Raw genomic sequence first — 22,404 nt, 5'->3', positions numbered from 1 at the left:
TGAGGTGGATGATTTTTGGACATTCAAAAATATTTAGAACATATTCAATCTGAAAGAAGAGAGGTAAGTTTCAATTATTTATCTCATCTTCAAAAACAACATGTACTCAACGTACACTTTGAGAATCTTGATATTCTTGCAAAAAAACCTTTGTCTTTGCGTGAAGAAGACCTGTATCAAAAAATTGTTCATGCGAAACGGGGAGGCGTGTGCTACGAGTTAAATGGAATATTTTATTTTCTGTTAGAAGAATTAGGTTTTAATCCATACCTTATGGCAGGAACTGTATATGTAAGAGAAGGAATCTGGGCTCTTGAAAATGCTCATTTATTTATAATCGTCCCAATTGATAACAAAGAGTACTTGGTGGATGTAGGCATGGGGGGGAATTCCCCAAGAATTCCTGTTCCGCTCAATGGAGAGGAAGTTGTGGATAGTGATGGTCTTTATCGAGTAAATAAAGATGCAGCAACATCATTTTATTATTTGCAAAAAAAGACTGATGATGACTGGGAGATTCTATATCGATTTGAACAACCTTCTCATAAATGGGACTTGGAGAATATTCATCCAATCTGTGTCTTAACTGAAACAGCTCCAGAATCAATGTTCAATAAAGTATATTTCCTTTCAAGAGTGACAGAAAATGGGCGCATCACCTTGTTAGGAGACACGCTAATTATTGTGGATGGAAAAGAAAAAACAAAAGAAAAGCTAGAAAAACATGAGATTGAAGAAACTGTTCGTCGTTATTTTCAAATTCAAGTGTAGTGAGGGGATTTTAGGGTGGGTTAATACGTAACTTTAGACCTACCAGTTAAACCGTTTAATGCACAGTTGGAAGTTACCGGATAGAACAGAGAAGCAAAAGATTTATCGGGAGTACGATAAGTTTTGAACTATGTAAAGAATGTAGTTGTGAAAAAATAAAAGGAACGAAATTTATCAGTAGAGCACTTCTTTTTGAATACGATCAGTAACATACAGAAATGAAGCCTAATTTTTCATGGGTATAAATGAGGAGTTAGGCTTTTTATATTTATCTACTTTTTTAATTTTATAGACGGATAACTTGAATAATTATTTGATAATGGTTATCATTTAGGGAGTCTTTTTAATTTTGGAAAATGGAGGGAAGATATGCTACGTAAATTTTTTTCTTACTATAAACCTTACAAAGGTTTATTTATACTCGACTTTTCTTGCGCAGTTGTCGCAGGATTACTAGAGCTTGGCTTTCCACTTATCGTAAATCAATTTATTGATAAGTTATTGCCAGGGCAAAACTGGACGCTTATTTTATGGGCTTGTTTCGGGTTACTTGCAGTTTATATGTTAAATGCAGGTTTGCAATACGTTGTTACATATTGGGGACATATGCTTGGTGTTAACATTGAAACAGATATGAGGCAGAAATTATTTGATCATATTCAAAAGCTATCATTCAGATTTTTTGACAATAATAAAACCGGTCATCTAATTTCGCGTCTTACAAACGATTTAATGGAAATTGGAGAAATTGCTCACCACGGGCCAGAGGATTTATTTATCGCTGTTATGACTTTAGTTGGGGCGTTCTCATTTATGATGATGATCAACTGGAAGTTAGCGCTATTAACGTTCTTTGTCATTCCATTCTTATTATGGTTAGCGCTTTACTTCAATAAAAAAATGACAGGTACATTTAGACGTTTGTTCTCAGACGTTGCTGATTTCAATGCATGTATTGAGAACAACGTTGGTGGTATTCGCGTTGTACAAGCATTCGGAAATGAAAAGTTTGAGAAAGAGCAGTTTGCTGTGAACAACGCTCGTTTCCGTACAACGAAATTAATGGCATATAAAATTATGGCATTAAATTCATCGATTAGTTATATGCTTATGCGTCTCGTAACGCTCTTCGTCTTAATATGCGGTACATGGTTTGTTCTGCAAGGTGAATTAACGTACGGTGGATTTATCGGATTTGTTTTATTAACGAATATTTTCTTCCGCCCAATTGAAAAAATTAATGCGGTAATTGAAAGCTATCCGAAAGGGATTGCTGGTTTTAAAAGGTATGTAGAGCTTCTTGAAACAGAGCCTGACATTGTAGACTCTAAAGATGCAATGGAAGTGAAGCATGTACACGGTGATATTCAATATAACAACATTACGTTCGGTTATGAAAATAAAGAACCGATTTTAAATGATATTAGTTTGAAAATCCACGCAGGTGAAACGGTTGCGTTCGTTGGACCATCTGGAGCTGGGAAAACGACGTTATGTAGCCTATTACCACGTTTTTATGAGCAATCATCTGGATCGATTCAAATTGATGGTATTGATACGAAAGATATGACGTTATCTTCACTTCGTAAGCAAATCGGAATTGTGCAGCAAGATGTGTTCTTATTCTCAGGAACGATTCGTGAAAATATTGCTTACGGAGATTTAAAAGCATCAGAGGCTGAAATTTGGCAGGCGGTAAAGAGAGCTCAATTAGAAGATTTAATTTACTCGCAACCAGACGGTTTAGATACTGTTATCGGTGAGCGCGGCGTGAAACTTTCAGGCGGACAGAAGCAACGTTTAGCGATTGCTCGTATGTTCTTGAAAAATCCGCCAATTTTAATATTAGATGAAGCAACTTCTGCGCTAGATACAGAGACGGAACTTGCGATTCAAAAATCACTTGCTGAACTATCTGTCGGTCGTACGACGTTAGTTATCGCTCATAGACTTGCAACGATTAAAAATGCAGATCGCATCGTTGTTGTAAATAAAGATGGGATTGCAGAACAAGGTTCACATGATGAATTAATTGAGCAAGGCGGAGGATACAGCAGGTTATACGAAGCGCAGTTTAGTTCGTAAATATAATTTTTGCCGAATTAGCGCACCATAAGTAAGTGGAAATCTTATATGGGAGGCTATACGGTATGATTGTAACAACAACTTCTACAATTCAAGGGAAAGAAATTATTGATTATGTCGATATCGTGAATGGAGAAGCGATTATGGGGGCGAATATCGTTCGTGACCTTTTTGCTTCTGTCCGTGACGTTGTCGGTGGTCGCTCAGGCGCTTACGAAAGCAAATTGAAAGAAGCACGTGACATTGCAATGGAAGAGATGAAAACTCTCGCAAGACAAAAAAATGCGAATGCCATCGTTGGTATCGATGTGGATTACGAAGTAGTTCGCGAAGGGATGCTAATGGTTGCTGTGAGCGGGACTGCTGTCCGTATATAAAGTAAAAGGCCGTGCTGATGAACTGCACGGCTTTTTGTATGCTATGTCGAAGATTCAATATTTCTTGGGAAATGCGGAAGGTCCCGTCGATATATAGGGAAGACATTAGAGTGCTTCTTTACATTTCCGGATTTTAACTAATAATGTTTCGTATTCTTGTTCGAGAGATGTGACGTCATCGTGATGATTTGGTCTGGAAATTCGGCCGATGATTTCTGTTAATTTTGTTTGTAATCGTAATAATTCTTGTGCAGTAACGTTTACAGAAGCATCGGCTGTTCGGTTTGTGTATTGCTCGTAATTACCGTGGAATACTCTTGGTTCACTTTCATCTACTTGTAGAATATGGTCTGCAACAGAACGAATGAAGGCACGGTCATGGCTAATGAAAAGTATAGTGCCAGGATATTCTTGTAACATGCTTTCTAATTCTTCTTGCGTCGCTAAGTCTAAATAGTTTGTCAAACTTATTTCTGCTTGTGATTTTTGAATTCTTTATTATAAATTTGTGCCTTCGCCAGCGCCTCAGCATCATTTTGAATTTCATCTAACCCATTCGCATCTCCAATAATATAACCCTCAAACGATGAACCAATAAAATCAAAGATATATTGGAACTGGGAGATAAGCGGTAATGCTTTTAGCTTTGGGTTATCTCCGCCAACGATGACAACGTACATTTTTTTACCTTTCATTTTCTCTTTGAAATGAAGTGATGTATCGCGTAAGCTTTGTGACCAGCGATCAACAAAGTTTTTCATATGTCCGCTCATTCCGTACCAGTATAGCGGTGTAGCAAAGATAATTGTGTCGTGCTCTAACATGCGTTTCGTTAACTGCTCGTAGTCATCATCTACAGGTTGGAATCCTTCTGCATCATGACGTTGGTCTGTAATAGGATGGACTGTATGGTCTCGCAAGTAAATTTGTTCTGTTTCAATGCCCTCTATCATCATATGTGTTAAAGTTTCTGTATTTCCGTTTTGTCTTGAACTGCCATGTATAACAAACATGTTATCATTCCTTTTCTTTTGCTTGTTTTAGGAGTGAAACGTGTTTTTGCAAATTCGTTTGAATGTTGGAAAGCAATGAGATTTGCTTTGTTACTTCATTGAGTTTATCTTCGTAAAGTGTAAGGATGCTGCTGCACGGATTGTCGTATAGGTGCGGCTCTATTTCAAGGCAGCGCAGCATCCTTGCCGTCTCTTCTAAATTTAACGTATTATCCGAAAGAAGTCTCCTTCCTCAGGCGTGTGAAAGACGATAGTCTAGCGGCAGGTGGGAGATGAATTTCGGTTTGGCGTAGCCAAACATTTGGTTTTCCTATTTATTTCGCCTTTGATATAATTATTCTTATAAGAGGTAAGGTTTGGTATAACAATGAAAGTAGATAATAATTTTGTAGTGTTCAGGTTGTGTGATTACCGTCATAGCTTATGGGAAATGAAGCGGAAAATGGGGTGAATGGATATGGCAAAGCAGAATAAGGCTTACAAATTTCGTCTGTATCCAACAGAAGAACAAGCACATCTCATACGTAAAACATTCGGCTGCGTACGATTTGTATATAATAAAATGCTGGCTGAACGAAAAGAAGCATATGAAAAACACAAAGCGAATAAGGAAGAACTGAAGAAACAAAAATTCCCTACTCCTGCGAAATACAAAGTGGAGTATGAATGGTTGAAAGAAATCGATTCCTTAGCGTTGGCCAACGCGCAATTAAATTTGCAAACTGCGTATAAGAATTTTTTTAGTGGTCAAAATGATTTTCCAACATTCAAAAGCAAAAAGAGTAGAAAATCCTATACAACGAATCGAGTAAATGGAAATATTATGTTATTTCATGGTTATATCAAATTACCGAAATTGAAAATGGTGAAACTGAAGCAACATAGAGAAATACCACCAAACCATATCATCAAATCGTGTACGATTTCGATGACACCAACTGGTAAGTATTACGTGTCTATTTTGACCGAATATGAAAAAGAAGTCACGCCAAAAAAAGTAGAACGTGTAGTTGGATTAGACTTCGCAATGGCTGAATTATACGTGAGTAGCGAAGATGAGAAAGCCAATTATCCTCGCTTTTATCGTCAGATGTTAGAGAAATTAGCGAAGGCACAACGAGTATTAGCAAGACGTGTGAAAGGTTCAGAGCGCTGGAATAAACAACGCATTCGTGTAGCGAAATTGCATGAAAAGGTCGCCAATCAACGTAAAAATTTTCTTCATCATAAGTCTAAAGAATTAGCTACGAGTTTTGACGTTGTAGCAATCGAAGACTTACATATGAAAGGAATGTCACGAGCATTTAGATTTGGTAAGAGTGTAGCAGATAATGGTTGGGGGATGTTCACGACATTTTTAGCATATAAGCTACAAGAACAAGGAAAACAGCTTGTGAAAATAGATAAATGGTTTCCTTCTACAAAGATGTGTAGTAATTGTGGAAATAAAAAAGAAATGCCATTATGTGAACGCGTGTATGCGTGTTTGTGTGGACTCACAATTGGCCGTGATTATAATGCAGCGATCAATATCAAAAAGGAAGCCATTCGCTTATTAGTGTTGGCATAAATAGTAACAAAATAACCTTTGGAACAAGGGAGTTAGCTCGGCTGTCCTAGGACAAATTCGTTAGCTATCAAAAGTAGCGATGAACCGAGAAGCCCCCACTTCAAGTAGGTTCGTAAGAGATACTAAGTGGTGGGTAGTTCACGCCGATTTGTAAGTACATTTGAATAAGCTCCACTTTTTCGATAGCATTTTCATCAAAATCACGGTAGCCATTTGCGAGGCGTTTCGAAGGGAGTAATCCCTTTTCTTCGTAATGTCTTAGTGACCTTTTTACATGTATTGTAAACCTTCACACTAATGTGAAGGTCAATGTTGTTTTTTCGCAAAAGAATTCACATGATTTAAAAACACTTGAATAGCTTTAGATGGGATGAAATATTTGCCGCGGACGATGGAAAATGGCCGGATGAGTTGTTCATTTGGAACTTCGACGTGGAATAGTTCTTTTGCAAGTAGCTCTTTCCGTACAGTCCAATCAGAAAGGATAGCGATGCCAAGCCCAGCACTCACCGCTTCCTTCACGCTTTGAATACTGCTGAATGTAAAGGAACGCTTTAGTTTTAAATGGTGTTGATGAATAAAACGGTCACTATAAGCACGTGTACCAGAACCACTTTCTCTTAATACCCATACTTGATCTTGGAGTGTCTTTTCATTTATTTCATTTGTGCGGAGCAGTGGATGGTTTGGTGGAACGACGAGCTTCATTTCATCTTGCATAAACGTTTCAACGTCAACGTCGGCGTATACGACTTGCCCTTCTACTAAGCCGATATCAATTTGATTAGACCGAAGACTTTGCAAAACGTCTTCTGTGTTTGAGATAAAAGTATGAACTTCGACGTGTGGATTTTCATTCGCGTAGTCAGCTAGTATTTTCGGAAGTAAGTATTCGCCAATTGTAAAACTAGCACCGATGCGAAGTGTTCCTGTTACAACGTTATGTAGCTCGTTAATTTCTTGCTTAGCATCTTCGTAAAGAGAGAGCATTTGCTTTGCATGTATATATAAAATGTTTCCGGCCTCGGTCACTTGAACGTGCTTTGGAGAGCGCTGAATGAGTGTAGTCCCAAATTCATTTTCTAAGTTGCGTATATGCATACTTACGCCAGGCTGTGAGAGGTTTAATAATTCTGCTGCACGGGAGAAATGTTTCTGCTCAACGACAGTAACAAAGATTTTTAAAATATCTACGTTCATATAATCGGCTCCTTTCTTTTCTATCATCTTATCATAAGTATTTCTGATGATAGAGATTTGGTATTGGTATTAAACTTATTATAGAAACTCTCTTATAATATAAGTAGAAAGAACATGCATGTTCCAATACGATTATTGGAGTGGTTCAAAGTGGAACAAACACTTGTTATACAAAAGAAGAAGCGTTTTGGATTTTCGCAAGGAATTGGGATTACACTATTAATCGCAATCGTGGCGAAATATTTAGCGGAGCTTCCATTTTTAAATATTATGGGACAATTAGTAATTGCTATTCTAATTGGGATGGTTTGGCGTGCGGCAATTGGAGTTCCTCACGATGCGATTGCAGGGACGAACTTTGCGAGTAAGAAATTGCTTCGCTTTGGGATTATCTTACTTGGAATGCGATTAAATCTTGTTGATATTGCGAAGGCAGGGCCGAAAGTATTGGTCATCGCAGCGGTTGTTATTACATTCACGATTTTCGTTGTATATGGGCTAACGAAAGTGTTTAAAGTAGAGAAAAAACTTGGGATTTTAACAGCATGTGGGACAGCGATTTGTGGGGCGGCTGCGGTCGTGGCAATTGCACCGCAAGTGAAAGCGAAGGACGATGAAACGGCAGTTGGAGCTGCAATTATTGCTATTTTAGGTACGATATTTACACTTATTTATACGTTATTATATCCAGTGCTTGGCTTTTCTCCGTACGGCTACGGTGTATTCTCGGGTGCGACGCTGCATGAAATCGCTCATGTCATCGCAGCTGCGGCGCCAGGAGGCAGCGCGGCTGTAGACATCGCAGTTATCGTGAAATTAACGCGCGTAGCAATGCTTGTACCAGTAGCGATTTTAATTGGAGTATGGTTTGGGAAGAGTGAGGGAAGCAAGGAAAAAAGATCATGGCGCGACCTTCCAATTCCGTGGTTCATTTTTGGATTTTTAGCGATGAGTGCGGTGCATTCTCTTGGCGTGATTCCAGAAGTTGTTGCGGGATATATTGTAGTCATCGCTTATATGCTTATCGCAATGGCGATGGCGGGGCTTGGCTTAAATGTAGAGTTTAAAACGTTCCGGAAGTTAGGAAGCAAAGCATTCGTGGCAGGGCTAATTGGCTCGGTTTGCTTATCGGTGCTTGGATATGTTCTTGTATATGCGTTAGGATTTATGTAGTAGAGGAGAAAGCTGTTTCCGAAGGTATTTGGGGACAGCTTTTTCTTATGCTTATCTTGCTACGGATGTCGGTAAGTCGATATATTTGGAAAATCGCTGATATAAATTTAATTTCCTCTGTACTTTGTTAGAAAAGATGTTCAGTGAAATGTTTTTCTAAAATTTGTAAAGATATCTTTACTTATATCTGGAAAATATTTATAATTTAAGTAAAGATATCTTTACTTTTGAAGGTGGAGCCTATGGGTGTAAAAAATAAAATTAAAGAATTAAGAAAGCAACATCATATAACACAAGTTGAAATGGCAAAGGCGATGCAGGTGACACGGCAGACGATTGTGGCGATTGAAAACCATCATTACAATCCAAGTCTAGAGTTATCCTTAAAAATCGCCAAATATTTTGGAGTGAAGGTGGAAGAAATATTTACGTTGGAGTAAGGGGAGAGAAAATGAACAATGCTAGAAAGTTGTATATCGGTGCGTTTTTTGGATTGTTGTTGGGAGACATTATAGTTCATATTATGAATCCGGCTATACCAATTTTACCGCTCGTAGTTAGTAACATTTTAGCGATTGTATTTCTAGTGTTTTATACAAATTACAAAAAGCGTAAGTACAAAGAAGAGGAACTTCCCGATATAGATGAGCGAGTAAATGAAAATATAAAGAAGCATGTAAACGTCTCATTTGTATTCGCATTTCTTATGCTTATTGTTTATATTGCTACGAGTAAAGCAATAGGCAGGGCTGTTATACCTGTGCAAGAGATATTTATAATATGTAGTTCCTTATTTGCAGGTAGTCTCATCATAGGAGTGGTGATAGGAAAACGAGCATAGCGATAGGAGGAATGAAAAATGCAGGATGAGTTTGAGAGATTTCAGTCAGATAAAGCGTTTAAATATTTAGGGTTGTTTTTAGCGATTAGTTTAGCCATATGGAGTTTGTACAATTTAATAGTTTACGGAAGTGCTGGTATGCCGTTTGTGTTATTTGTACTAGGGCAGTTTGTTTATTTCTTTGTGAACTATTGGCCGAAATGGAAATATAGAAATAATAAAGAGGCTGATCATGTATGAGTAAGCAAGATGTTATAAGGTTTATAGGAAGTTTATTTTTAGCGGGTCTTATTTTAAATGCGAGTTTAATAATGTTAAGTATTTCGTGGAGAACTATTTTCATATCGAATGTAGCGCTAGTTATTTTATATGGAGTTTCAGAATATAAAGAACAGAAGCGTTTGAAAGAAGAGGGAGTGCCGTCGATTGATGAGCGTGTTGTGAATAAGATGAAGTCATATTTTACGATTTGTATGATAAGCTTCGTTTTTTTGTTCATTATGTATCTTTGCGTAAATAAGTATTTAGATAGGCCAGTAGTACATGTAAATGAGTTATTATATATTGTTATTTTTGGTTTATTAATAAGTATGGCATCAACGAGTATTTTCGCAACAAGGGATAGATAGAAAAAGGGGAACTGGGATGGGATTACCGGTGTTATGTGTCGCTACAGTCATATTTGCGCTTCTTTGGGGAATGCAAAATTTTTCTCGTAATCCAGTGCCAAGCATTTGTATTGTGATTGGTACTGTAGGTTTATCGTATTATTTATTACTATTAGCTCATTATCATAAAACAGCAACGAGCGTTGTTGTTGGAGCACTTATTTTATTTTGTGGGCGTGCTGTACACAAGGGGTTATTTCCATAAAAGCTGTTTATACAAAGAGTATAAACAGCTTTTTGTATTTTTTTACAAAAGGCTTGAAAGTTACGTAACGTCATCTTTTATAATGAAGGAGAAGAGGTGATGGTAGTGATTTCAATTCAACAATTGACGAGAGAAACAGGGGTTACGGTACGTACATTACGTTATTATGATCAAATAGATTTATTAAAGCCGAGTGGTAAAACAGAGGGTGGACATCGGTTATATAGTGAAGCGGACGTTATTCGTTTGCAACAAATTTTGTTTTTAAAGGAAATGGGATTTTCTTTAAAAGAAACTGCGAATATGTTAGTAAAAGGTGAGCTCGATTTAAAAAATTCGCTTGAAAAACAACTTCGGTTTGTACAGGAAGAACAAAAGAAATTTAATCGAATGGAGAGTGTTTTACAAGCAGTTGTTTATTCGGTAGATGTGGAAGGAGAACTCGATTGGAAAGTTATGTTTGAACTGATTCAGCTTTCGAAGCAGTCTTCTCGTATACGTGAAATATTTCAAAATGAAGTATTTTCAAAGGAAGAACAAAAATTGCTTCATAATTTACCAAACATGAGTAAGGAAGATCCGAATGTTTTAGAATGGGTAGATTTATTAAAGCAATTCCGTACTTTTATGAAAGACGGTAAAGAAGTAGCTAGTGATGAGGTACAAGGGGCAACGAAGAAATTAATACAGAAATGTTTAGAAATGGCTAATGGTGATGAAGCGTTTTTAGATAAGTTATGGGAAGTTAGAAAATCGAAGGAAGATTCACAGAAAATGAGCATGTATCCAATTGAAGAAGAACTTTTACTATATATGGATGAAGCTTTTCGTATCTATGATGAAAAGGAGAGGGCTAAATGAGTATGCTCGCAGAATATCGTTGGTATTTTTTAATTGGGGCAGAAATTGTATTTTGGTTATCGGCTATCGGTTTCTTTTTACTCCGTTACGGATTTCGTTTGAAAAAGGCGAGTTTTATTATGGGAATTGTGCTACTCGTAAATGAAGTGTTTATTTTAAGTTTAGGGGTAGTGGATTACTATCAAACAGGAAAGTTTTCTAACTTTCAAATCATTACTGTAATCATTTTATTGTATGCAGTCTTTTATGGGAAAAAGGATTTGAAGAAGCTTGATATATTTGCGCAAAAGCTAGTTGCGAAATGGCGGAATGAGCCGGCGCCTATTATAGAAGAACAGGTAGAATTAACAGGTATGGCTTATGCGAAGCAGGAAATAAAAAATTGGGTAGTGCACCTTAGTTTGTTTGTTGTTGTGCATATTTTCTTTTTCTTTCTGTACGGTCTTGCCCCGGTTGAACAATGGCGTAATTGGTTAGAAACGGGAATTGTTTTAAATAAAGCAGCGAGTCGGGTTAGCCAAGTTTGGGCGATTATACTTTTAGTGGATACAGTTATTTCATTTTCATATGTTCTTTTTCCGAAGAAGGAGAAGGAGAAAGAGAAGCTACTTTCTTAGAGGAAAGTAGCTTTTTTAGTATACCGATAGTTTGTATAGGAGAGGATGACAGTAGGAAAAAGAGCTGATTTTAAATGAAGTGGAATCTTAATCAGTGTGGTGCTTACTGTTTGTTCATGCGGAAGAAGATTTGATAAGGAAGGAAGTGTACTCTCCTTCCTTTTTATATATATATTGTCGAAAACTTTACCGAATATCTGTTCGTTTTTTTTAGGTTTTTTATGGGCATTCGTGGTAAAATAATAATACAGATTTTTATGAGGAGGTCGGATTTTCTTGGAACGTCAATTTGAAATTGTCTCAGCGTATTCCCCGCAAGGTGATCAGCCGGTAGCTATAGAGAAGCTTGTAGAGGGAATTAATAGTGGAAAGAAAAAGCAAGTGTTGCTTGGGGCGACAGGAACGGGTAAGACATTTACGATTTCAAATGTCATTAAAGAAGTGCAAAAGCCAACGCTTGTCATGGCTCACAATAAAACGTTAGCAGGACAGTTATATAGTGAGTTGAAAGACTTTTTCCCGAATAATGCAGTTGAATATTTTGTTAGTTATTACGATTATTATCAGCCAGAAGCGTATGTGCCACAAACAGATACGTTTATTGAAAAAGACGCACAGATTAATGATGAAATTGATAAATTACGTCACTCAGCAACGTCTGCATTATTTGAACGGGATGATGTAATTATTGTTGCGAGTGTTTCATGTATATATGGTTTAGGTTCTCCGGAAGAATACCGCGAGCTAGTTGTTTCACTTCGAGTTGGTATGGAAAAGGATCGCAATCAATTGCTTCGTGAACTTGTTGATGTGCAGTATGGGCGTAATGATATTGATTTCAAGCGTGGTACATTCCGTGTGCGCGGAGATGTAGTTGAAATCTTCCCGGCATCACTTGACGAGCATTGTATCCGAATTGAGTTTTTCGGTGATGAAATTGATCGTATTCGCGAAGTAAATGCTTTAACGGGGGAAGTATTAGCAGAACGTGATCATGTAGCAATCTTCCCAGCATCTCACTTCGTTACACGTGAAGAAAAGATGAAGGTCGCTATTGAAAATATCGAAAAAGAATTAGAAGAGCGTTTAAAGGAATTAAATGATAACGGTAAGTTGTTAGAAGCGCAGCGTATAGAACAGCGTACACGTTATGATTTAGAAATGATGCGTGAGATGGGCTTTTGTTCAGGTATTGAAAACTATTCCCGTCATTTAACACTTCGTCCAGCGGGAGCAACGCCGTATACGTTATTAGACTATTTCCCGGAAGATTTCTTAATTGTTATGGATGAGTCACACGTATCAGTGCCGCAAGTAAGAGCGATGTATAACGGGGACCAAGCGCGTAAGCAAGTGCTTGTGGATCATGGATTCCGTTTGCCATCAGCTTTAGATAATAGGCCGCTCACATTTGATGAGTTTGAAGAGAAAACGAATCAAGTTATTTACGTTTCAGCAACGCCAGGACCGTATGAATTAGAGCAGTCGCCAGAAGTAATAGAACAAATTATTCGTCCAACAGGGCTTTTAGATCCGCCAATTGATATACGACCAATTGAAGGGCAGATAGACGATTTATTAGGAGAGATTCAAGATCGCATTGCAAAAAATGAACGTGTATTAATTACGACTTTAACGAAGAAGATGTCAGAGGATTTAACAGACTACTTAAAAGATGTAGGAATTAAGGTGAATTACCTGCATTCTGAAGTGAAAACATTAGAACGTATTGAAATTATTCGGGATCTTCGCCTTGGTAAGTTTGATGTTCTTGTCGGTATTAACTTATTACGAGAAGGATTAGATATTCCAGAAGTATCACTTGTAGCGATTTTAGATGCTGATAAGGAAGGATTCTTGCGTTCAGAACGTTCATTAATTCAAACAATTGGCCGTGCAGCACGTAATGAAAACGGCCGCGTTATTATGTACGCAGATCGTATAACGAGATCGATGGGAATTGCAATTGAAGAAACGAAGCGTCGTCGCACTATACAAGAAGCTTACAATAAAGAGCATGGTATTACGCCAAAAACGATTCAAAAAGGTGTGCGTGATGTAATCCGTGCAACGACAGCTGCTGAAGAGACAGAAACATATGAAGCAACGCCAGCTAAGAAGATGACGAAAAAAGAGCGTGAAAAGACAATTGCGAAGATGGAAGCAGAAATGAAAGAAGCAGCAAAAGCGTTAGACTTCGAGCGTGCAGCTGAATTAAGAGATTTACTATTAGAATTAAAAGCGGAAGGGTGAAAAGAGTGAGTAAGAGCAAGGACTTTATTGTTGTAAAAGGTGCTAGAGCACATAACTTAAAAAATATTGATGTAACCATTCCGAGAAATCAGCTTGTCGTTGTAACAGGATTGTCTGGTTCAGGGAAATCCTCATTAGCATTTGATACGATTTATGCAGAAGGGCAGCGCAGATACGTAGAATCGTTATCTGCGTATGCACGCCAGTTTTTAGGGCAAATGGATAAGCCGGATGTAGATACGATTGAAGGCTTATCTCCAGCGATTTCAATCGATCAAAAAACGACAAGTCGTAATCCACGTTCAACTGTCGGAACGGTAACAGAGATTTATGATTATTTACGTTTATTATTTGCGCGAATTGGTACGCCAATTTGTCCAAATCATGGCATTGAAATTACATCACAAACAGTAGAGCAAATGGTAGACCGTGTTCTTGAATATCCTGAGCGTACGAAATTACAAGTGCTAGCTCCTATCGTTTCTGGCCGTAAAGGTGCACATGTGAAAGTGCTTGAAGATATTAAGAAGCAAGGATATGTTCGTGTACGTGTTGACGGTGAAATGCTTGATGTGTCTGAAGATATTGCGTTAGATAAAAATAAGAAGCATTCCATTGAAGTTGTAATAGACCGTATTGTTGTAAAAGAAGGAATCGCAAGCCGTCTTGCAGATTCTCTTGAAAGTGCATTAAAGCTTGGCGGGGGCCGCGTGTTAATCGATGTTATGGGAGAAGAGGAGCTTCTATTTAGTGAACATCATGCTTGTCCGCATTGTGGTTTTTCAATTGGAGAATTAGAACCGCGTATGTTCTCATTCAATAGTCCGTTCGGGGCATGTCCTTCTTGTGATGGGCTTGGTTCAAAGTTAGAGGTAGATTTAGAACTTGTTATTCCGAACTGGGATTTATCATTAAATGAACATGCGATTGCGCCTTGGGAGCCGACAAGTTCACAATATTACCCACAGCTTTTACAATCTGTATGTAATCATTACGGCGTTGATATGGATGTGCCTGTGAAAGATATACCGAAAGATTTATTTGATAAAGTGTTGTACGGAAGCGGTGAAGAGAAAGTTTATTTCCGCTATGTAAATGAATTTGGTCAAGTAAAGGAAAATGAGATTTTATTTGAAGGTGTTATTCCGAATATTGAACGTCGTTATCGTGAAACGAGTTCGGATTACATTCGTGAGCAAATGGAAAAGTATATGGCAGAACAAGCTTGTCCGAAGTGTAAAGGCGGACGCTTAAAGCCTGAAAGTTTAGCTGTTTTCGTTGGCGGAAAAACGATTGCTGATGTAACGAAATATTCTGTTCAAGAAGTACAGGAATTCTTCTCAAATGTGGAGCTAACAGAGAAACAACAAAAAATTGCTCATTTAATTTTAAGAGAGATTCAGGAGCGCGTTGGGTTCTTAGTGAACGTCGGTTTAGATTATTTAACGTTAAGTCGTGCCGCAGGGACTTTATCAGGTGGTGAGGCGCAACGTATTCGTTTAGCAACGCAAATTGGTTCTCGTCTGACTGGCGTACTGTACATTCTTGATGAGCCTTCTATCGGTTTGCATCAGCGCGATAATGACCGTCTTATTCGTACATTGCAAGAAATGCGTGATTTAGGTAATACGTTGATTGTCGTTGAGCATGATGAAGATACGATGATGGCAGCTGATTATTTACTTGATATCGGGCCTGGCGCAGGTATTCACGGTGGACAAGTCGTATCAGCGGGTACACCAGCTGAAGTGATGCAAGATGAGAATTCGCTAACAGGGAAGTATTTAAGCGGTAAAGAGTTTATTCCAGTTCCACTTGAAAGACGTAAAGGTGACGGACGAAAAGTGGAAATTGTCGGTGCAAAGGAGAATAACTTAAAGAACGCGAAAATGTCATTCCCGCTTGGTACGTTTGTAGCGGTAACGGGTGTATCTGGTTCTGGTAAAAGTACGATGATTAATGAAGTACTATATAAATCGTTAGCGCAAAAGTTATATAAAGCGAAAGCGAAGCCAGGTACTCATAAAGAGATTAAAGGTCTTGAGCATTTAGATAAAGTAATCGATATAGATCAATCGCCAATCGGTCGTACACCGCGTTCTAACCCTGCGACTTATACAGGTGTATTCGATGATATTCGTGATGTGTTTGCCCAAACGAATGAAGCGAAAGTGCGTGGATATCAAAAAGGACGTTTCAGCTTTAACGTAAAAGGTGGACGTTGTGAAGCATGCCGTGGTGATGGAATTATTAAAATCGAAATGCACTTCTTACCAGATGTATACGTGCCGTGTGAAGTTTGTCATGGTAAACGTTACAACCGTGAAACGTTAGAAGTGAAATATAAAGATAAGAACATTTCTGAAGTATTAGGAATGACAATTGAAGATGGGGTAGAGTTCTTCGCTAACATCCCAAAAATTAAGCGTAAACTTCAAACTCTTGTAGATGTTGGACTTGGTTATATGAAATTAGGCCAGCCAGCAACGACGTTATCTGGTGGTGAAGCACAGCGCGTGAAGCTAGCTTCTGAATTACACCGTCGTTCTACGGGGCGTACACTATACATTTTAGACGAGCCAACGACTGGTTTACATGCGCATGATATCGCACGTCTTCTAGAAGTGCTGCAACGTCTTGTTGAGAGCGGTGAGACGGTACTTGTAATTGAACATAATTTAGATGTAATTAAAACAGCGGATTATATCGTTGACCTTGGACCAGAGGGTGGAGACAAAGGTGGACAAATCGTTGCTTCCGGAACGCCAGAGCAAGTAGTGAAAGAAGAGCGTTCATATACAGGTAAATATTTAAAAGAGATTTTAAACCGTGATAAAGCAAGAATGAAAGAGAAGATAAAAGAAGTAGAACTATCACAATAAGGTATTATTAAAAACCGAGTGGCAATGACACTCGGTTTTTCGTTCATAGGGGGAGAACATGGAGTTTATAGATGTTTTAAGAAAGAAAAATATGAAGGTAAGAGAGTTTCAAAGTTGGGGTGTATATTTTAGGAAGCGCTGGAAGGACCATTTTGCAAATCATGTAAGTGATGAGGAAAAAGAAGATATTTTCCTTTATGGAGATAAGTATGCATGTGGGTATCTATGGCACATATTTAGTTATGAGAGAAAGAAGTGTGTAGAGGGAGAAGAAGCGGAGAACGCGTTTCATAATGAAGTGAAAAAGGATTGCTACATCTTCTATCAACACTGTGATGATGTACTACTAATAAAAGATGCGAGTTTATTAAGTATGGATGATATATTGCGTGAAACAGATGATATGTATAAAGGCGATGTTTATATTGTAGATAAAGATTTCACTTGGACTTTTGTGAAAACGCATGAGCATAGATGGTGTGGGCCTTATTTCGCAAAGAATTGTTAGTAGGTATACAAGCATGAAGAGTAGAATAAGTTGATATAAGTGTTTGCATGATACTTGCGTTTATTATCTATTAGCGTATGATGAAATATATATGTTAAAAGGATGTGTAAAGAAATGAGATGGATTGTATCACTTCTTGTAAATAGCGTTGTGTTAATCGCTGTATCGGGACTTTTAAAAGGGATTGCACCAGACGCGTTTTACGTAGCAAATATACAAACTGCAATTATTGCGAGTATTATTTTGGCTGTTTTAAATGTGTTTGTAAAACCGTTTTTAATTTTAATTACGCTACCAATTACTGTTGTAACTTTCGGTTTCTTCTTAATTGTTATTAATGCGATTACGTTAAAAATAGCAGATTCATTATTAGGAGACGCATTTAATATATCAGGTTTCGGTGTAGCGATCGTTGCGGCAATTTGTATTTCAATTTTTAATATGATTATTGAAAAGGCAATTGTGGAACCTTTATATGAAAAAAAGAGAAAATGACAAAAAGAAAAACATTTCATGATATGTATGAAATGTTTTTTTCTATTTATTAGAAACCGTATTTCTTGTTTCCAGAAAAAAATGGTACAATATCCGGTAGAATGGAATTTTACATCAAATGAGACTGAACCCGCAGCGGAGTGGAGGTTTATACATATGCCGAAAGTAAGGACAAAAGATTTAATTGAACAATTTCAATTGGAGTTAATAAGTGGTGAAGAAGGAATTCATCGTCCGATTGATACAAGTGATTTATCACGACCTGGAATTGAAATGGCAGGATTTTTTACATATTATCCAGCTGATCGCGTGCAGCTTCTTGGGAAGACGGAGCTGACGTTCTTTGACACGTTAACGTCAGAGCAAAAACAAGAGAGAATGAAAGCGCTTTGTACTGAGGAGACGCCATGTATTATTGTAACTCGTAATCAAGATGTACCAGATGAGTTGCTGCAAGCATCGCGTGAATCGGGCATGCCTTTATTACGCTCTTCTCAAACGACAACGAGATTATCAAGTCGTTTAACAAATTATTTAGAAGGTAAGTTAGCACCAACAACAGCTGTTCATGGTGTGTTAGTAGATATTTACGGCGTTGGTGTTTTAATTACAGGACAAAGTGGTGTCGGTAAAAGTGAGACAGCTCTTGAGCTTGTAAAACGTGGTCATCGCCTTGTTGCGGATGATAGTGTAGAAATTCGCCAAGAAGATGAAGACATGTTAGTCGGAAGCTCACCAGATTTAATTGAGCATTTATTAGAAATTCGTGGTCTAGGCATTATTAACGTTATGACGTTATTCGGTGCAGGGGCAGTGCGAAATTATAAGCGTATTACACTTGTTATTAATCTTGAAATTTGGGATCAAAAGAAAAATTATGATCGCTTAGGTCTTGATGAAGAGAAGATGAAGATTATTGATACAGAACTTACGAAGATTACACTTCCAGTTCGTCCTGGTCGAAACTTAGCTGTTATTATTGAAGTGGCAGCGATGAACTTCCGTTTAAAACGTATGGGAGTCAATGCAGCACAGCAGTTCTCAGAACGATTAATGAGTGCGATTGAGTTAGGAAATCAGGAGTAAACATTGGAGAGGGAGGTCATACATATGCTGTTAGGTTCTGTACCACAGCTTGACCGCGTAGCTATCCAACTTGGACCGTTTCCTGTTTATTGGTACGGGATTATTATCGGTACAGGTGTGCTATTAGGTCTTTGGCTAGCAACTCGCGAAGGAGAAAGGCTAGGTATTCCAAAAGATACATTTGTTGACCTTGTATTAATTGCAGTACCGATCGCTATTCTATTTGCGAGAATGTACTATGTTATTTTTGAATGGGAATATTACGCGCAAAACCCGAGTCAAATTATTAATATTCGTCAAGGTGGTTTGGCGATTCATGGTGGTTTAATCGGAGCTGTTATTACAGGGATTCTTTTTGCGAAACGTCGCGGGGTTTCATTCTGGAAGTTGGCGGATATTGCTGCACCAAGTATTTTACTAGGACAAGCAATTGGCCGATGGGGAAACTTTATGAACCAAGAGGCGCATGGTGATGAAGTAACGAGACAGTTTTTAGAAGGCCTTCATTTACCGGATTTCATTATTAATCAAATGTACATTGATGGTGTGTACTACCACCCGACGTTTTTATATGAATCGTTATGGAATTTTGTGGGAGTAATTCTATTACTTGCATTAAGAAAAGTGAATTTACGCCGTGGGGAATTATTCTTCACATATTTAATTTGGTATTCAATAGGACGCTTCTTCGTAGAAGGGTTACGTACAGATAGTTTAATGCTAGGACCGCTTCGTATTGCACAAGTAATGTCAATTGGACTTGTTGTTATTTCTATTATTTTCATTATTGTGAGACGAAAAATGGGGCAAGCTGATAAAAGATATTTAGAAAATTAGAGAAAAGTAGCATCTTATTATAAGATGCTGCTTCTTTCATATTCAGGAAAGAGAAAGGACTAAGGCAATGAAAATAAATACAGTGTTATTTGATTTAGATGGAACGTTAATTAATACAAACGAACTTATTATTTCTTCTTTTTTACATACTTTACATACATATTATCCAGATCAATATAAGCGTGAAGATGTATTGCCATTTATCGGTCCATCTTTACATGATACTTTCAGTAAGATTGATGAAAGTAAGGTTGAAGAGTTAATTACGAGTTATCGTCAATTTAACCATGATCATCATGATGAATTAGTAGAAGAATATGAAACTGTATATGAAACAGTTCAAGAGTTAAAAAAGCAAGGCTATAAGGTTGGTATTGTTACAACGAAAGCACGACAAACTGTTGAGATGGGATTAAAGTTATCGAAGCTTGATGAGTTCTTTGATGTTGTCGTGACAATTGATGATGTCGAGCATGTGAAACCACATCCAGAACCGCTTCAAAAAGCGCTTCATTTATTAGATGCGAAACCGGAAGAAGCATTGATGGTTGGGGATAATCATCATGATATTGTTGGCGGACAAAATGCGGGTACGAAAACAGCTGCGGTTTCATGGACATTGAAAGGTAGAGCGTATTTAGAGGCTTACAAGCCAGACTTTATGCTAGATAAAATGAGTGATTTATTGCCGATTTTGTCCGACATGAATCGTTCGTAAAGATAAGTAGAGGAGCGATTTAAGTGCGACGGACAACGCGCTATCCTGTTTCAGGAGAAAATTCATTATGGAACGTGTATAAAACAGTGTCTTTTTGGAAGGTAATGAAGAATTTTATTATTATCCAAATTGCACGTTATACACCTTTTTTATCGGTCAAGAATTGGTTATACCGCACATTTTTGCGGATGAAAGTAGGAAAGAAAACATCGTTTGCGCTTATGGTAATGCCAGACATTATGTTCCCGGAAAAGATAACTGTGGGAGAAAATTCGATTATAGGCTATAATACAACGCTTTTAGCACATGAATATTTAATTCGAGAATATCGACTTGGAGAGATCGTTATAGGAAATGAAGTGATGATTGGAGCAAATACGACTATATTACCAGGTGTGAAAATTGGAGATGGTGCGATTGTTTCAGCTGGCACACTCGTTCATAAAGATGTACCGAGCGGTGCTTTCGTAGGTGGAAATCCAATGCGTGTTATTTATACAAAAGAAGAAATAGATGCTAGAGAAGGTTGATGCTAAAAATGTAACATTTCTCTTCTTTTTTAATGAATAAAAAGGAAATAATTGAGTATAATATACTGTTTTGTTTTTTACGGAATCGTTTATACTTATAGATAGAAGAATGTGTGAACGAAGAAAACAAAAAACTGGAGGATATATGGGGAAAAATCAAAGAATATATAAGGAGAACGGACAAGTTATCTCTTTTAATCAATTAGCGGACTTCTTTTATAAAAAAGGGATGAGGGCTTACAAAGGACAAAAATTGCAAGATGCAATTAAATATTTTCGAAGAGCGGCACAAAGCGAGAAGGAGCCGTTTATTTTATGTCAATTAGCAACAGTATTATCTGAGGCTGGTGAATATCAAGAGTCGAATCAAACCTTCTTTAAGCTTGTTAGATCTAATCCAGAACTTGAACAATGTTATTATTTTATTGCAAATAATTATGCGTATATGGGTCTATTTCAGCAGGCGAAGAAGTATGCGGATCGCTATTTAGAAGTTGCAGAAGAGAAGGAATTTGTTGAAGATACATTAGAATTACTTGAAATTATGGAAGAAGAAGCGATGGGTGCGGAAGAGATTGAGGATGAAGATGATTTAATTGTTATGCAGGAAGAAGCCAATCGTTATATTCGTAACGGACAATTGGAAGAAGCAATTGCTACATTAGAAATTGTTACGAAAGATTATCCGGAATTTTGGTCGGGGCATAATAATTTAGCCATTGCGCATTTTCAATCTGGTAATGTAGATAAGGCGCTGAAATTAACGGAAATGATTTTAGAGAAAAATCCTGGTAATATACATGCGCTTTGTAATACACTTATTTTTCTATATTCAATTGGAGAGCATAAACAAGTAGAGGTGTTAGCTGCTCAGTTAGTTTCGGTATATCCGATTTCGTTTGAACATCGTTTGAAACTTGGGACGACACTTGCAACAATTGGTCATTTCGAGCCTGCATATAAATGGTTCAAATTATTAAAGCGTCAAGGATACGAAGGAGACGTTAGTTTCTATTATTGGTTTGCATATTCTGCGTATATGGTGAAAGATCAGCAAGTAGCTGAAAAAATGTGGCAACATGTTGTAGAATTGCACCCTGATAAAAAGGGAAAAGAACCGTGGAATGCATTGAATTTAGCGGATGAAGGACAAAATGTGTTATTTGAAGAATTACGAAAATCATTCCAGCAAAGTGCGACGCTAGAGGAACAAATGCTAGCTTTATATTTAATGAATGAATTATCAACGCCGGAGAAGGTTGGATTCTTCTTTGATGTAACGCAGGCGAAGAATGGTGTTCCAATCGTATCGCAACTTGCAAAGTATTTCTTTTTACTGAATAGCCATAAGAGTATTCCAGCTGATTTACAGCAATTTGAACAGTGCGCGCGAATCGCGGATGCTTTATACAATTATACGAAAAAAGATGATGAATTAATCGAAGAGTGTTTACAATTTTGGTTTTGTACGTTCATACGTTTATATACATCTGGGGCAGTTTTTACAAATGTATACGGCTGGTCAGCTGCGGTTGAATATATCGTACGCAGTGAACAAGGAAATAAGATGACACAGTCGGAGCTCGGAGATGTGTATAATGTATCTGTAGCGACTGTTCGAAAGTATGTGCAAGCTGTTAAGCGTACGCACACATAGATAAGCAAATCATTGGGAAAAAAATGATGCGAACAGTATAATGAGGGTAACTTAATT

The 22,404-nt window shown here is 37.6% G+C and carries 24 protein-coding genes and 2 pseudogenes; 21 read left to right on the top strand and 5 right to left on the bottom strand.

What is annotated here, in order from left to right:
- The first annotated feature begins 15 nt into the window (after positions 1–15).
- The 3 genes from RCJ96_RS19325 to RCJ96_RS19315 all read left to right on the top strand — a co-directional run bounded on the left by RCJ96_RS19325 (position 16) and on the right by RCJ96_RS19315 (position 3,233).
- Entirely contained in the window at positions 16–771 is a 756-nt protein-coding gene (locus RCJ96_RS19325; RefSeq protein WP_074606625.1) for an arylamine N-acetyltransferase family protein, read from the top strand.
- Between the two features lie 369 nt (positions 772–1,140).
- On the top strand, positions 1,141–2,856 hold the full coding sequence (locus tag RCJ96_RS19320; protein ID WP_416504045.1) for an ABC transporter ATP-binding protein: 1,716 nt from the start codon (positions 1,141–1,143) through the stop codon (positions 2,854–2,856).
- A gap of 65 nt (positions 2,857–2,921) precedes the next feature.
- Positions 2,922–3,233: a YbjQ family protein gene (locus RCJ96_RS19315; RefSeq protein WP_000637521.1), complete on the top strand. Its 312-nt coding sequence runs from the start codon at positions 2,922–2,924 to the stop codon at positions 3,231–3,233.
- A gap of 105 nt (positions 3,234–3,338) precedes the next feature.
- Here RCJ96_RS19315 and RCJ96_RS19310 read toward each other — a convergent pair whose 3' ends face one another.
- The 3 genes and pseudogenes from RCJ96_RS19310 to RCJ96_RS19300 all read right to left on the bottom strand — a co-directional run.
- The gene (locus RCJ96_RS19310; protein WP_003295747.1) at positions 3,339–3,698 is read right to left on the bottom strand and encodes a hypothetical protein; all 360 of its coding nucleotides are present in this window, start codon (positions 3,696–3,698) and stop codon (positions 3,339–3,341) included.
- 2 nt (positions 3,699–3,700) lie between these two features.
- Positions 3,701–4,246 carry a flavodoxin family protein gene (locus RCJ96_RS19305; protein ID WP_416504046.1) on the bottom strand — a complete coding sequence of 182 codons (546 nt, stop codon included), beginning with the start codon at positions 4,244–4,246 and terminating at the stop codon, positions 3,701–3,703.
- Positions 4,247–4,250: 4 nt separating this feature from the next.
- Positions 4,251–4,451, bottom strand: a pseudogene (locus RCJ96_RS19300) (MerR family transcriptional regulator); the annotation flags it as partial.
- Positions 4,452–4,703: 252 nt separating this feature from the next.
- Between RCJ96_RS19300 and RCJ96_RS19295 the strand changes: the two are divergent.
- Positions 4,704–5,816 carry an RNA-guided endonuclease TnpB family protein gene (locus RCJ96_RS19295; RefSeq protein ID WP_416504047.1) on the top strand — a complete coding sequence of 371 codons (1,113 nt, stop codon included), beginning with the start codon at positions 4,704–4,706 and terminating at the stop codon, positions 5,814–5,816.
- 136 nt (positions 5,817–5,952) lie between these two features.
- Here RCJ96_RS19295 and RCJ96_RS19290 read toward each other — a convergent pair.
- Positions 5,953–6,096, bottom strand: a pseudogene (locus RCJ96_RS19290) (MerR family transcriptional regulator); the annotation flags it as partial.
- A gap of 26 nt (positions 6,097–6,122) precedes the next feature.
- Complete coding sequence (locus RCJ96_RS19285) at positions 6,123–7,016, bottom strand: LysR family transcriptional regulator (protein ID WP_074606631.1); 894 nt, start codon at positions 7,014–7,016, stop codon at positions 6,123–6,125.
- Between the two features lie 150 nt (positions 7,017–7,166).
- Here RCJ96_RS19285 and RCJ96_RS19280 point away from each other — a divergent pair, with 150 nt between their 5' ends.
- The 17 genes from RCJ96_RS19280 (at position 7,167) to RCJ96_RS19200 (ending at position 22,347) form a co-directional block, all read left to right on the top strand.
- The gene (locus RCJ96_RS19280; RefSeq protein WP_139302712.1) at positions 7,167–8,189 is read left to right on the top strand and encodes a YeiH family protein; all 1,023 of its coding nucleotides are present in this window, start codon (positions 7,167–7,169) and stop codon (positions 8,187–8,189) included.
- 242 nt (positions 8,190–8,431) lie between these two features.
- Positions 8,432–8,629, top strand: coding sequence for a helix-turn-helix transcriptional regulator (locus tag RCJ96_RS19275; RefSeq protein ID WP_000538359.1), 198 nt, complete (start codon positions 8,432–8,434; stop codon positions 8,627–8,629).
- 11 nt (positions 8,630–8,640) lie between these two features.
- A complete protein-coding gene (locus RCJ96_RS19270) occupies positions 8,641–9,030 on the top strand; it encodes a hypothetical protein (RefSeq protein WP_416504048.1) in 390 nt (129 codons plus the stop codon).
- A gap of 18 nt (positions 9,031–9,048) precedes the next feature.
- Positions 9,049–9,270 (top strand): hypothetical protein, encoded by a 222-nt coding sequence (locus RCJ96_RS19265; protein WP_074606637.1) that lies wholly within the window; start codon positions 9,049–9,051, stop codon positions 9,268–9,270.
- A complete protein-coding gene (locus RCJ96_RS19260) occupies positions 9,267–9,659 on the top strand; it encodes an ATPase (protein WP_416504049.1) in 393 nt (130 codons plus the stop codon). The genes RCJ96_RS19265 and RCJ96_RS19260 overlap by 4 nt, the downstream gene beginning before the upstream one ends.
- 16 nt (positions 9,660–9,675) lie before the next feature.
- Positions 9,676–9,903, top strand: a complete 228-nt coding sequence (locus tag RCJ96_RS19255; RefSeq protein WP_000524149.1) for a hypothetical protein — start codon at positions 9,676–9,678, stop codon at positions 9,901–9,903.
- Positions 9,904–10,002: 99 nt separating this feature from the next.
- The gene (locus tag RCJ96_RS19250; RefSeq protein WP_139302713.1) at positions 10,003–10,764 is read left to right on the top strand and encodes a MerR family transcriptional regulator; all 762 of its coding nucleotides are present in this window, start codon (positions 10,003–10,005) and stop codon (positions 10,762–10,764) included.
- Positions 10,761–11,381 (top strand): hypothetical protein, encoded by a 621-nt coding sequence (locus RCJ96_RS19245; RefSeq protein ID WP_242304390.1) that lies wholly within the window; start codon positions 10,761–10,763, stop codon positions 11,379–11,381. Before RCJ96_RS19250 ends, RCJ96_RS19245 begins: the two co-directional genes overlap by 4 nt.
- 276 nt (positions 11,382–11,657) lie before the next feature.
- On the top strand, positions 11,658–13,634 hold the full coding sequence (uvrB, locus tag RCJ96_RS19240) for an excinuclease ABC subunit B (protein ID WP_000441051.1): 1,977 nt from the start codon (positions 11,658–11,660) through the stop codon (positions 13,632–13,634).
- A gap of 5 nt (positions 13,635–13,639) precedes the next feature.
- Positions 13,640–16,516, top strand: coding sequence for an excinuclease ABC subunit UvrA (uvrA, locus tag RCJ96_RS19235; RefSeq protein WP_000045565.1), 2,877 nt, complete (start codon positions 13,640–13,642; stop codon positions 16,514–16,516).
- 58 nt (positions 16,517–16,574) lie between these two features.
- On the top strand, positions 16,575–17,024 hold the full coding sequence (locus tag RCJ96_RS19230; RefSeq protein ID WP_416504050.1) for a DUF4275 family protein: 450 nt from the start codon (positions 16,575–16,577) through the stop codon (positions 17,022–17,024).
- A 114-nt stretch (positions 17,025–17,138) separates the two neighbouring features.
- Positions 17,139–17,519, top strand: a complete 381-nt coding sequence (locus RCJ96_RS19225) for a phage holin family protein (protein WP_001267308.1) — start codon at positions 17,139–17,141, stop codon at positions 17,517–17,519.
- A gap of 156 nt (positions 17,520–17,675) precedes the next feature.
- Positions 17,676–18,605 (top strand): HPr(Ser) kinase/phosphatase, encoded by a 930-nt coding sequence (gene hprK / locus RCJ96_RS19220; protein ID WP_001127250.1) that lies wholly within the window; start codon positions 17,676–17,678, stop codon positions 18,603–18,605.
- A 24-nt stretch (positions 18,606–18,629) separates the two neighbouring features.
- Positions 18,630–19,442, top strand: a complete 813-nt coding sequence (gene lgt, locus RCJ96_RS19215) for a prolipoprotein diacylglyceryl transferase (RefSeq protein ID WP_074606647.1) — start codon at positions 18,630–18,632, stop codon at positions 19,440–19,442.
- A gap of 67 nt (positions 19,443–19,509) precedes the next feature.
- The gene (gene ppaX, locus RCJ96_RS19210; protein WP_074606649.1) at positions 19,510–20,160 is read left to right on the top strand and encodes a pyrophosphatase PpaX; all 651 of its coding nucleotides are present in this window, start codon (positions 19,510–19,512) and stop codon (positions 20,158–20,160) included.
- Positions 20,161–20,183: 23 nt separating this feature from the next.
- Positions 20,184–20,690: an acyltransferase gene (locus tag RCJ96_RS19205; RefSeq protein WP_070807161.1), complete on the top strand. Its 507-nt coding sequence runs from the start codon at positions 20,184–20,186 to the stop codon at positions 20,688–20,690.
- A 145-nt stretch (positions 20,691–20,835) separates the two neighbouring features.
- Positions 20,836–22,347, top strand: coding sequence for a tetratricopeptide repeat protein (locus RCJ96_RS19200; RefSeq protein WP_000517738.1), 1,512 nt, complete (start codon positions 20,836–20,838; stop codon positions 22,345–22,347).
- Positions 22,348–22,404 lie beyond the last annotated feature (57 nt).

This window comes from Bacillus sp. BSL6, assembly GCF_052928345.1.
The sequence above is the reverse complement of the archived record's forward strand: the minus strand, read 5'-3'. Positions and strand labels throughout refer to the sequence as shown.